Raw genomic sequence first — 13,338 nt, 5'->3', positions numbered from 1 at the left:
CATCTAAACTTTTATATTACAATTTCCCAAAGCTTCCTCTACTCCCACTCTATTTCTTCTGTCAGTTTATTATAAATGTCAATTTTTGCTTCTACTTGTAATTGTTCTACTAGCCACCCACGTAATTGTGCACGATTAATGAAATCTTCAATACGATTTTTACCATTAATTTCTTTTAAGGTCACAACTACGCCGAATCGAATACCGTGTCCGTCACGTTTTTGAAGACGTTCGATTGTTTTAACACTCATGCCCCATTGAGGATTATCAGTATTAATAATCTTCTTTGCACGACTTCGTGGTGTAAAAGCTTCCCTTACGTGCTTAACATTATCCCATTTCCTAAACATATTACGTGCTGTAGTTTCTCTAATATAGCCCGGTGCATCTTCTGTATTTTGATTGTCATTATTAATGGCTTGAATTTCTTTTCCATTTGGTTTTAAACGACCGAATGTTAAATTTAATTCCGTATTGGTATAATCTACACCTTGATTTCTTGAACATTTTGGAAAATAACACATTGTCGCTTTTGCTACATAAGGATACTTATCTTGTGAGATTGGTACAGGGAAATTATAATTATATGAATTATATTTTTCTGAGACATCTGAAATAATGAATTTAATTTCATCATCTGGTGCTGATAATATATCTTGTATATTAATCGGCACAATGCCCATACCTATTAAAGTTAATTCTTCAAATGTATGATTTTGATGCCAACCAATCGCTGAATCTATTAATAAAGCTTTTGCTTCTTCTCTACTTAAACCTATAATATAAATTAAATACGCTATTTTTCGAGCGATCAATGGTGCGGCATAACTTGTACCAGCGACTTGAGCTAAGCCTAATGGTTCACATACATTGATAAAATCACCATTTCCACCGCCATAATACGCAACATCCGGTTTAATAAAAAATGATAACACCACACCGGTTCTAGTATAATCAGCAGGCTGATCATTAAAATCCACTGAATTGACAATAATAGAATTTAACGAATCTGCCGGTGCCCCAATTCTCTCTCTTACGCTTCCTTTTTTATTTGAATTCGTACCCGCAATAATAAAAATCACATCGTATTCAGCTTGAATATCATCAAGTAACGCCGCTTCTATCGATACAAAATTCGCTCTAATTTCTTCATTTGACCCTAAAGATAAATTCCACACTTTAATCTCACGATGCTGTGAAACAATTTCTTCTATCTGTTTAATAATCGTAAAAGAGTTAAATCCTGAATGCAAGGCCACACCAAAATGTTTAACCCTAAAATGACCACAGCCATCATCTAAACGATGATTTAAATTCTCACCATCAACTATTAATGATGTTACTGCTGTGCCATGTCGATAATCTTTTGCTTCTCTAGGAATATCTTTTGCTACCATCTCATGATATTCAACCCAATTTGAAAAATAAACACGTTCATCAAACAAAGTGTCAATAACACCAATCCAAGGTTCATTAGTCGGTTCAGGTAAAGAATGAATTGCTTCATGACTCTGCATATAAAAATCATCTGAATGTAGTGCAGAAAAATCTTCTACAGCCATAGAAACTAAATAAGGTGCTTTCATTAATAATAATGATATATTTTTAGCATCTAATAACACTGTCGTATCATTTAAAATGTCACTTATAGCTACATCTATATCAATCTTTTTCAAGACAGCTTGAATATTCTCTTTTATATCATAAAATGTAATAATAGATCGCTTCAAATCTTCTTGCTTCACATATTCAACATCAAACTTCTCAATAAAAACTGAATCGCGTAAATATTGTTTGAAAATCGTTTTAGACAAAGTGTAATCATCATAGTTAATCCTATTAAAAATTTCAACATCATCAAATTGCTTTTGATTAAGCACCTCACTAGAAAAATTTAGTAAGAACAATTCTATCACTTCATTAGACATTTTAATTGTCTTATCTAAAATATCTCTACTTACATAATGCGTAATAATATGCTTCGTTTGACTTTCATCAAATTTTGCACCTACAATAGAATCATTAGGCTCTTTTTGACTCCTAAAATAGCCCTGAATTCGATTGCTTTTGGCTACAATTCTATTGTAATAAACACTCACTAAAATACCATTAATAATTTGTTTACCTTGCCAATATTCTCTTAACTTCAATAATGATTCATGAATACTTTGTAATTTTTGTAAAGTAACTTCAGAATTTTTAGGAATAGATATGCCACCCATACTGCCTGATCTACTCTCTTGCGTAAATTTATTACCACTTAACTTTAAAATATGATTCATTACCTCACCTCTTGTAATTCCCTCGACACACTACTTTTAGACACACCCGTTAAAAGTTCGATTTCTCTCACCGTAAATCCTTTTTTAGATAATTCTAATATCGACAAAGTTTTACCATTATGCAGATTACTAAGTAATCTTTTTAAATAATCATACGGATCCTGTGGATCACTAAATGCAAGTGATGTTCTAATATAGTTCCTCAAATCACCCGGATTCGGAATGTTATCAACGCTTTCAATAACTTTTCTAAACAATCTCATATTTCGCTTAGCATATTTAAACTGTTTTAAAAAATCATTTAAAATCAATTCAGCCACTTCAACTTTATCACTATTCGCATAGCGATTAAAATCAATCGTTGCATCAAATCTTCTAACTAATGCTTTATCTAAATTAGCGTAAAGATTCGTTGTTGCGATAAGCATCGCTTCTGGATTTAAATTATCAAGTAACTTCAGAAATGTAGACGTTACCCTACCCATTTCTCTAATATCATTCTGATTAATCCTATCCAAAGCAATCGTATCAATTTCATCAAATAAAATAATATACCTATTCAAAAAAGGCAATTCATTAATTTCTTTAAACAAAGCCGTTAAGTTTTTATTAGTCTGACCCAATTTACTATCAACAAGTTGACTAAAATCAACCATCAATAACTCTCTATTTAATAATTCAGCTACTTTTTTAGTACTCTCCGTCTTCCCAGTACCCGGTGCCCCCACAAACAAAAATTTATTAATACCTACATTATGATTAACAGCATTAATAATACCTTTCAAATCATTAAGTATTACCGTAGGTAAAGGTAAAACACCTATTTTACTACTCATAGGTATTAAATAATGACTAAAATCAGCATTTTGTGGCACAAATTGATCAACCTGAGATAATAATCCCATAATATATTGTGCTAACTGTGAATCACCAATTCTATTAAAATCCCTAGCAATATTAATCGCCTGATTTTTAAACTCGCTCTCTCGACGCTCTACATGATACTTTATTAAATTGATAATATCTTCTTTTTTCATGACAGTACCTCCTTATAATTTAGTATACATTCATCTTGGGACAAAAACAATAAATTTAAGACTAAAAAATAAAAAATATCTCAAGCATACATACTTGAGATATTAGAGTTAATTATTTTTAACAATTGATATTTATCTTTATATCATTCATCAAACAATATTTTGTAATTAATATTTGAATCAGTACATTTCTCATAATGAAAAATCATTAATTTTATCAATTACTTACTTTCTTCAACGACTCTCTTTACTTTAACAGATATACCTAGTCCATCTTCTTTGGTTTCAGATCCCTTCGTATATGCGATAGCATATGCAATTATTGCCGTAGCAAAAACAATCGCATAATACGTCATATTATCTTTGATAATAGCTATTGCTGCCAAAAAAATTTGACTATTTAAATGATTAAAAATACCATCATAACCATTCATTAAATAATACTCTACAATCTTAATGACTATAGGAAATACGAACGCCAATTTAATAATATTTTTATATGTTGGATCAAATGTATTCATACTATGACTCCTTTTAAACTATATTTAAATTAATTATACAATAATTGACTTTGAAAATCTTGTGAAAATAAAGTTTAAATAATTTTATTATATAACATTAATTATTTATATATTTTCTAAATACATTTCTCATTTTAACGACTTTTTCAATGACTTCATTAATTAGTTCCGGATAATTATCATGATTGTTAAAATCAAGACCTGATATATAATAAAGAATTTTAGCAGCTTTGTTGTTATCTTTTCTATCCCATTTCATTGTAAAACCCAACTGTTGCTCAATAATTTTTGCTTGTTCATATAACTTATCAAACAGTGCTTTATTATCCGGTATTTGAATTTCAACACCTATCATATTATCTTTATTAACAAGTGTAATAGAGATATGTGCTTCACTTGTACCAATAGCTACAGAATACCAATGATCTATAGATGCCTTACGAATATTAAAAGGTTTATTTTTAGCTAATAATGTCTCATTTAATTGTGTCCAAAAATTTAAACGTTCAGCCTGTACTTTACTTAACTCAATATTCGAGCTAAGTCGCTTACTATTTTTTGAAAAATCATTAGGTTTTTCAATGACTTCAAATTTAGGCGCTGCCACAGAATCACCTATTTTATAAGCATGAATTTCAATTAAAAAGAATGAAATATCAGTTGTTTTATTGTTCAACCATTCAATAGCACTACGATGCTCTTCACGTGCTTCTTTAACAATCCACACGACGACATCCGCATCCAACCCAGAAGCATAGGTAATAATCTTACCTAAATGATCATGATTCGTTGCCTCTAATTGATTTTCAATGACGACTTTCGTACCTGATGTTTCATCTTCTGCAACTAAATCACAACGATAGCTGCCCACAAACACTTCTTTGTCGATATCTGTTAAAGTCAGCCCAATTACTTCATTTAACATTTCAATATTTTCTGCACGAGCCAACCATTCAGAAAAATCATACTGTTCATGTTGCCATAATGTTCTAATGTCTACCTCTTTAAGTTTACCGAGTTTCAGCATATGTAGCTCCTCCCATATTCATAACTATAATTTAAATTAATTCTTACTATTCTAACTTATATTAATTTATATACAATATCAAATAGAAATCAATTATTTCTATCATCAAATTTTGTTTTCCACAATAATTCTTCTTCTACCTTAGCAATAACTATTAAAAAAACTTGAATTAATGTGATGTAATTTAACAAATGTTCCTCGTCATTCAATTGAATAGTTGATCCATGCAGATATTTATTTCTTATAGCAAGACTATTGGTATGTTTATTTTTCAAACAATAATGTAAGAAATTCAATTCTTCTTCTGAAAATAATTTAGAATACTGTTTAAACCCTTTTGTATTTTTTAACATTTCTATTACTTCAATCGGTAATATTAGTGTACAACAATAATTTCTATCTTGAAACATTTGTTTTACTATTTCTAAATTACTATCTTTAATATTTCTAATTTCCGTGATGTTAATTTGAGTATATTTATTAGGGATTATCGATTTTATAGAATTAAAATCAAGTGGTTCCATATATGATAAATAATCCAAATTTATTTCTCCATACTTTTCTAATAATTTAAATTGTTTTAATAATGATTCTAGTTCTATAGACAATAGCTTTATTTTATAATCTAAAGGCAAATTTCCATCTATTACTAACATAGAAAATCCTTCCACATTATGCATTTCCTTAATTCTTCTATTGAAATAATCTGCAATTAAATTTTCAAAAAACTCATCTCGATCTTCTAAATAGTCTATTAATCCTTTTATAACTAAATCCAATTGATATTTAGCAGCAAATGCTACAAAATCATCACAATATTTTTTATTGTTTTGAGAATGATTTGATAAAAATATTTTATACAAAATATGTTCTTCCATTATGCTATATGCAGGTAAAGAATTAGGTCGATTATATCTATCTAACATAAACTTCGATATGAGCATGCCAATAATCTCTCTGTTTGGAATAGTATCTAACCATTTTCTACTTACTGTAATCCGTGGGGTATCTCCTATAAATGCATATTCTATAGGGTTACTGCACTCATCACTAATACTAAATCCATATTTATATTCTGTAGTTATCATACTAGGGGATTCATATTTCCAAGACTGTCTCTCATAATTATCAATTCTATTTTTTATTGCTTCATCTAAGTTTTTATAATTTTTAAACTGACATACTGTAGCAAACAATGATATATCTCCTTCCTCCATCTTATTTAAAACCTTATTAATCATAATTTGTAACCCGTGTTCATTTTCAAATTTCTGTGGAAAGTATACTGTATTACCTGAAGATGATAATTTATTTATTACTTCTAAATTATAAATTAGATCTTTTTCACTATTTATTAAATAATCAAAGATAATATTGGAAAACTTCTCTACTACATCTTTATTTTGTAGTATTTGATCTATATATACTCTATTACCCCAAAGATAATCTTTAAATTTACTACTACTTATCTTTTTATAACACTTATATTCAATAAGCATATCAAAAAAATATTGTACAATATTAATAGCTTTAAACTCTTCCTGTGAAATATTAATAAATTTTTCTACCCAATCATCTGTACTCATTAAAGCTAAAGATTTTCCTATCGTAGCTTTTAAAATTTTATTTAAATTCTGATATTGATTCAATACTTTTTGTATAGGCAATAATCTTCTTTCATAATTTTCAAACCAATCTTTTAATATATAATAATTTAATAACTTCTCTATATTATCCACTGTTGTTTTAAAATCAGTTTTACTTAAATACTCTACCAATTCATTCTGATTACAATTATAATACCATTCATTCTTTAATGTATTTAACATAAATTATCCTCATACTTTCAAATTCAATTAATTATAAATAATTTTATATATTCCTCCAATTAGGTTTAATTAAATAAAAATATAAAAATGAATATATCAGAAAGATACTCTACATCCGACATATTCATTTAATCCAAAATAACACAACTCTAAAACAATTGGAGGAATTATCCTTACATACTTTATTTCAAATACTAATGCATGTATCTCTAATAATTATAGAATTATATATTCATCATATATTAAATAATTATTTTTTTCAACAAAAAGTGATTGATAGATAATGTCAACTTTTTGTTGGTGCCTTCTCATACTACCGCGCTTCGCTTGCTGCACCTGTCAAAAAAGGCACATTTTTTCAAAATGTTATTTTTTGCTCTAACTTAATAATAACCTATAGTACTTTCTTGTATTCGCTGTTTTACTATGCATTAATGATGATAAATGTCCTCATCTCGCATAATCTTTCTTTTTACTATTTTTCACAACACATTGTGTAATTCTCTCTATTTTCTTAGATTTTTGTCTTGGTTTGGGTATATTAATGTAGACAGATAAAATAAGGGTGTTATAATTTAAAAAACAACATCAGGAGCAATTATTATGTCAAATAGAAAAAACATCGTCACTTTACATCAAATTTCAAAAATCAACTAGTTAAATTGTATCAAAGTGGTAAACCTAAAATAGAATTAATTAGATCGTTGGATTAAATAAGCCACACAAACAGGTTCTTTTAAACATCAAGATAATTTATTGAATACAGATAAAGAATTGATTAACTTACGTAAAAGAAACAAACAATTAGAAATGGAGAACGATATTTTAAAGCAAGAGGCGCTGATAATGGGACGAAAAGGCTAATCATTCAACAGAATGCACATAAATACTCAATATCAGCGATGTGTAAAGCTTTAAATATGAATCGTTCAACTTATCAATGTAAAAGTTACAAAAATCATGCTTGTAAAGTGAATGAATCATTAATAGGTAATGAATTAAATAGAGAATTTACACAATCACAACCACTTCGTGCGATTGTGACAGATTTAACTTACGTAAAGGTCAACCATAAATGGCACTATGTTTGTTTAATTTTAGATTTATTTAATAGAGAAATTATTGGTTATTCAGCAGGTAAGTATAAAAATAGTGAACTTGTATTAAATGCCTTTGCAGAATCAACCTATAAATCATTTAAAACAGAATTTCTTTATCAACATCATTTTAAAAAATATTATTTAAATAATAATATATAATTTATATCAACACCCTTATATTTTTTGTTTAGAAAAGTACTGACAATCCAAAATTTTAATATTACAAAACTCAGAAGAAAAGAATAAATTTTGGTCATTGGGAAGTAGATACAGTGGTATCTTCAAGAGGAAAAAGCAAAGGATGTTTTGCCACTTTTGTAAAAATGAAAACAAAATTTTATATCTCCATACCAATGAAAGCTAGAACAAAAGATTCTATGTTTAAAACTGGTACACCAGTTAATTCAATCTTTGCCAAGAGAAGTAAGAAAAAGTTTTACTTCAGATAGAGTAAAAGAGTTTGCTTGTTACAAAGAAATAGAAGATCATAGCATAGATTTTTATTTTGCAGGTCCTTATTCGGCTTGGCAAAGAAGTAGTAATGAAAATTCAAATGGATTATTGATAGAATACTATCCTAAAAAAAACAGACTTAGCAAAAGTAGCAGTTAAAGAATTAATTGAAAATTTAAAAGAGCTTAATAGCAGATCGAGAAAATATCTTGGCTATCAAACTCCTTTTGAAATATTTATGCACGAACTTAATATGTTATAAGTGTCGCAATATATTTGCAATTCATCATTTAAAAAGGACAAACTTACTCTTAACAAATTTCAAATGTTATGATATATTATAAGTAGGATGAAAGGGGATGTGTTTTTGAGATTCATCGGATCAAAACAACTATTGCTAAAAGAAATCAAAACTTTACTACAAAAATATCTATCAGGCAATGAAGAAACTTTCTTAGATTTGTTTGGTGGCACTAACAGCGTAGGATTATACTTTAAAAATAGATACACTGTTTTTTCAAATGATTTACTTTATTTTAGTTATATTCATGCTAAAGCTGTAATTGAAAACAACAAAGAACTAGAATTTTCTAATTTAAAAAAAAATGGTATTTCAAATCCATTCACTTATCTTCAAAATGAAGAAAATATTATACCAGATAAATGTGACTATTATCAAAACGCTTATACCCCAAAAGGGAACGCAATGTATTTATCTATTGAGAATGGTAAAAAAATTGACTTCATTCGACGTAAGTTAGAAGAATGGAAGACAGACGCTTGGATTACTGACGTAGAATATTATTACTTACTATCGTCATTAATTGAAGCCATTCCATTTGTAAGCAATACAACTGGCACATATGGAGCTTATTTGAAACATTGGGACAAACGTGCTTTAAAACCTTTGGAGCTAGTTCCCCTTGAAATCATTGATAATCAAAAGAAAAATATTGCATTTAATCAAGATGCAAATGAACTAGTTAAAAACATATCAGCCGATATTGCATATATTGATACACCCTATAATACACGTCAATATGCATCTAACTACCATTTACTAGAAAATATCGCTCGAAATGAGCAACCTGATTTAAACGGAAAAACAAAAATCTTTGATTGGTCGGATTTGAGAAGCGATTATTCCATGAAACGAAATGCGATGAATGCGATGACCAACTTAATTAAAAACATTGATGCTACTCATATTATTGTCAGCTACAACAACGAGGGAATTATCAAAGAAAATGACCTAATTGGGTTATTATCAGAATACGCAGTTAATGGAAATATCGAAGTAAAACGAATACCTTATAGAAAATATAAATCAAAAGTACCAACTAAAAATGATAATCTTTACGAATTACTAATTTATATACAACGAAAACCTATTCCAAAACTAAAAGTACCTATTAAAACAACAAGAACAAAGGAAACTTCATGGCAACCACAAACTCAAAAATATTTAAAGAGTCCCTTAAATTACATCGGTGGTAAGTATAAACTATTAAATCAAATTATTCCTCTATTCCCTGACAATATCGATACATTTGTTGATTTATTTAGTGGAGGAGCAAATGTTGGGATAAACGTACCAGCAAAACACTATATTTTTAATGATATGAATAACAAAATTAATGAGATGTTTCGCTACTTTAATAACCATGAAGCGGAAGATTTAATTACAAAAATCAAATCAAGGATACACGAATATGGTTTGAGTAAAACCAATGAAAATGCTTATCTTAAATTTAGAACAGACTATAATAGTAATCCTAATCCCTTGGATTTATATGTACTAGTATCCTATAGCTATAACTATCAATTCAGATTTAATAATGCAATGGAGTTTAACAATCCCTTTGGAAGAAACCGCAGTCAATTTAGTGAAAATATGGAGAAGAATTTACGATTATTTGTCAATAAATTGAGTAAAATAGATGCTCTATTTACTGACCATCTTTTTACTGATTTAAATTTGGATTTCCTATCTGAAAATGATTTCGTGTATTTGGATCCTCCTTATCTAATTACAACAGGAAACTATAATGATGGGAATAGAGGTTTTGTAAACTGGGGTGAAAAGCAAGAAATTGCTATGTATAAGCTAATGAATAACCTAACTGAACGTGGTATTAGATATGCTCTTAGCAATGTTCTAACACACAAAGGTCGTACAAATGATCTACTAACTAATTTTATTGATGACCATCCTGTTTATGTCCACCATCTTGATTATCATTACAATCATTCTTCTTATAATACAATTGGCAGTGGTAGTACTGAGGTATTGATTACAAACTACGAACCTATGTCATAAAAAAAAGTGAGTCACTCAGTGCTATGTTTTCGTAAAAATAAAAAAGAGCAACTATGCTCTTTTTTATTTTTTAGTCAATTTAATGATACTATTATCCATATATTTAGGTAAATCTGACACATTAAGTGTTCCTTTCATTACGGCATCAGCTCCCCACAACAGTTGTTCTACTTCTAGAGCCCCGCCTCTAGTGTTTGTTTGAGAAGAAGTATAGACTAACTGTTCATCAAATCGCCCTGTAAATCTTCCTGAAACCCATAAATAATAGTACGAATTAGCAGGGATTTGCACCTCAAATTCACGCCACCATTCAATCGGATTTCGTTTACTATCACGCTTTTGATTATCTTCAATGTAACGAATCATTTCATCGGCTTGTCCAATGTTTTTGCCATAACCATTTGAGTACGCCTTTGTATCAACAATTAAACCATAGTCTTTAGTATAGGCGATACCATCTGGTCGACGACCACCACCTAAAACTTTGGCTTTTAGACCATACCCAACTTTGAGTAACTCAGCGGTTATTACTTCAAAATCCCGATTTCGTTTAGGATCAAATGCAATTTCAAGCAATTCTATATATCTTGGAGAAAGACTTGTTTCTTTTAAGAAGTAAGCTTTTTTTCGTTCTTTTTCTATATCTACTAATATTTGCGTGATTTGTAGATTAGGAATATCAAAATCATTGATACTATCCTTTAAAATAATTTTATTTCCATCTAATTCTATACGGATTCCAAAATTATTCAACCCTTGAATGTCATTTTTAATGATTTCTGGCTCATCTTCAAATCCAATAACTGAAAGTTTCTCCAATAAGGTTTTAAACGATTTTGTTTCTTGTAAATACTTTAAAATGTAGGCCCTACGAGTTCGCAAATAGTTAGCATTTGAATCTTTTGTAGCCAAGAACTCCCATTTGATAAATTTAGTTATTTTTTTATTTTTCGATTCACCTTCAGACTGTCCCAATGCATGTTTCCCTTGTGCTGTGATTTGATAAACAGGGAAGCTAGTGATCTCCTTACCTTTATTGGTCATTAATTTAAATGAACTTTGCTTTACAAAACCCAACTGTTTTAACCACCCAGCAATCATACGAGCATATTTATCACTTGTTCCCTCAACATTTGTACGAATAATTTTTTGTTCCTCAGCTTTATCTAGATTCCTTAACCAATCTAACATTGTAGACTCTTCATAAGATGTAAAGCCGTTTTCTCCAGAAAAACCTAGCCTATTACCTATATAAAACTTAGTGCAAGGTTCTTTCAATTCACTTAAAATACGTAAAACCTGTGTTGCTGGTGGATACGCTAGAATTGTTTTTTTTAGTATAGTTTGTTCTGCTGAAGATTCATCTTCTGAACGCGAAAAAGCAATGCCTAATTCAGTGATTGTAAATAAATCTGTTTCTCTATTATGTGAGATAAAATTCCAACTGACAGCCCATCTTAAAAATCCATCTGAACTCCAGTTATCGGTGAAGCGTTTATCTGTTGTATTAACTGACTGGGGTAAAATAGTTATTTGAAGAAGTGAATTTGCTTGCTGTTTTTTTCTAAAATTAGTAGGATTACCGTTTTTATCTCTACTGTTACCTACTAGTTCTGAATAATTAAATTCTGCGATACCATCTTGAAGCTTTTTCAATAGATAATCACGAATTTCTGGAAAGTAAATAATTTGATCCACAATGACATGATCACGTAAATTTTTATAATGTAAGGACTCTGGGTCGAAAACTTGTACAACTTTTTTTAAAGTACGTAAATTGGATGGGTTTTGTATCCAGCCAAATGCTCTTAATTTCATAAAATACCCTCGCATTTCTCATTTTATTAGCCTCACGTATATTTTACCAAAAAAAATCTAGAATACCAATAGTGTAGCTAGTATAAAAAGTAAGCTATTAATTTTACTGCTTATAATTATGAACACCTCTAAAAACTCAAATATTTGTGGTTTCTAAGTTTTAAGTAAAATAGACATACTGCTAAATCAACTTTCTAGTTATAATTGTTTTCGTTCAGACAAGTGTTGATAATCCAATCCAACAATCTAATGCACTTGGTGTTAATTCATACTCTCTAATTAATTCTATTTTAGGTTTACCGCTTTGATACAATTTAACGATTTGATTTTTAAAATCTGATGTAAAGTGACGACGTTTTTTTCTATTTGACATAATAATTTCTCCTGATATTGTTTTTTTAATTATAAGACCACTATTTTATCTGTCTATATTAGTATACCCAAACCAGACATATAACACCTACTTTAATATATACTATCATCTAATTAAACCATTTTAATTTATATTTTTTATTAATACCATCTACTTTTCCTCCATCTCCTCCTCTTCCCTCAATACTTCCACTATACTCTCTCTAAATTCTTTCAAATTATTCAAACTCGTCTTGATTTCTTTTTGTACTGTAACGTCTATAAAGATATTATCCAATCTAACATCTAAAACATTATCACTGACAGCATCACTAATTTCTCCTGGTAAATGCACTCCTACTAAACATATCCTACTACGCCCCATAAACAAGCATTATCCAAAAAATAATATCGCGTGATCTATTCTCACAAGGACTTCATTTGCTGCTGCTTGAGCTTCTTTCAATTCCTGTAATCTATCCATTCATTTTCTCCTAAACATATAATTTTATTTATATATATTATACAATAAATCTGTTTATTTTAGTATCTTTTACAATGTGTTTTCCCTACAAAAAGGGGCTGGGAAAAAACTAGCCT

9 protein-coding genes and 2 pseudogenes are annotated in these 13,338 nt (G+C 29.1%); 3 read left to right on the top strand and 8 right to left on the bottom strand.

Annotated features, from left to right (window positions below):
* Positions 1 to 38: 38 nt before the first annotated feature.
* The 5 genes from AC5EAH_RS02105 to AC5EAH_RS02085 all read right to left on the bottom strand — a co-directional run bounded on the left by AC5EAH_RS02105 (position 39) and on the right by AC5EAH_RS02085 (position 6,696).
* Positions 39 to 2,282 carry a S8 family peptidase gene (locus AC5EAH_RS02105; RefSeq protein WP_493493096.1) on the bottom strand — a complete coding sequence of 748 codons (2,244 nt, stop codon included), beginning with the start codon at positions 2,280 to 2,282 and terminating at the stop codon, positions 39 to 41.
* Positions 2,282 to 3,319 (bottom strand): AAA family ATPase, encoded by a 1,038-nt coding sequence (locus AC5EAH_RS02100; protein WP_493493095.1) that lies wholly within the window; start codon positions 3,317 to 3,319, stop codon positions 2,282 to 2,284. Before AC5EAH_RS02100 ends, AC5EAH_RS02105 begins: the two co-directional genes overlap by 1 nt.
* A gap of 221 nt (positions 3,320 to 3,540) precedes the next feature.
* Positions 3,541 to 3,840: a hypothetical protein gene (locus tag AC5EAH_RS02095; protein ID WP_493493094.1), complete on the bottom strand. Its 300-nt coding sequence runs from the start codon at positions 3,838 to 3,840 to the stop codon at positions 3,541 to 3,543.
* 97 nt (positions 3,841 to 3,937) lie between these two features.
* Positions 3,938 to 4,867: a DUF4268 domain-containing protein gene (locus AC5EAH_RS02090; protein WP_493493093.1), complete on the bottom strand. Its 930-nt coding sequence runs from the start codon at positions 4,865 to 4,867 to the stop codon at positions 3,938 to 3,940.
* 89 nt (positions 4,868 to 4,956) lie between these two features.
* Positions 4,957 to 6,696, bottom strand: a complete 1,740-nt coding sequence (locus AC5EAH_RS02085) for a hypothetical protein (RefSeq protein ID WP_493493092.1) — start codon at positions 6,694 to 6,696, stop codon at positions 4,957 to 4,959.
* A 662-nt stretch (positions 6,697 to 7,358) separates the two neighbouring features.
* Between AC5EAH_RS02085 and AC5EAH_RS02080 the strand changes: the two are divergent.
* From AC5EAH_RS02080 to AC5EAH_RS02070, 3 genes and pseudogenes are all read left to right on the top strand, one after another.
* Positions 7,359 to 7,928 (top strand): annotated as a pseudogene (locus AC5EAH_RS02080) (transposase family protein); the annotation flags it as partial.
* Positions 7,929 to 8,207: 279 nt separating this feature from the next.
* Complete coding sequence (locus AC5EAH_RS02075; protein WP_493493091.1) at positions 8,208 to 8,408, top strand: hypothetical protein; 201 nt, start codon at positions 8,208 to 8,210, stop codon at positions 8,406 to 8,408.
* A gap of 208 nt (positions 8,409 to 8,616) precedes the next feature.
* On the top strand, positions 8,617 to 10,569 hold the full coding sequence (locus AC5EAH_RS02070) for a Dam family site-specific DNA-(adenine-N6)-methyltransferase (protein WP_493493090.1): 1,953 nt from the start codon (positions 8,617 to 8,619) through the stop codon (positions 10,567 to 10,569).
* A 63-nt stretch (positions 10,570 to 10,632) separates the two neighbouring features.
* Here the strand turns inward: AC5EAH_RS02070 and AC5EAH_RS02065 are convergent, their stop codons facing one another.
* From AC5EAH_RS02065 to AC5EAH_RS02055, 3 genes and pseudogenes are all read right to left on the bottom strand, one after another.
* Entirely contained in the window at positions 10,633 to 12,387 is a 1,755-nt protein-coding gene (locus AC5EAH_RS02065) for a restriction endonuclease FokI C-terminal domain-containing protein (protein ID WP_493493089.1), read from the bottom strand.
* A 235-nt stretch (positions 12,388 to 12,622) separates the two neighbouring features.
* Positions 12,623 to 12,760: pseudogene (locus AC5EAH_RS02060) on the bottom strand (transposase); the annotation flags it as partial.
* 150 nt (positions 12,761 to 12,910) lie between these two features.
* Positions 12,911 to 13,123: a hypothetical protein gene (locus AC5EAH_RS02055; RefSeq protein WP_493493088.1), complete on the bottom strand. Its 213-nt coding sequence runs from the start codon at positions 13,121 to 13,123 to the stop codon at positions 12,911 to 12,913.
* Positions 13,124 to 13,338: the final 215 nt, after the last annotated feature.

The organism is Staphylococcus sp. B1(2026), assembly GCF_058895785.1.
This window is presented reverse-complemented; position numbering and strand designations above follow the sequence as displayed.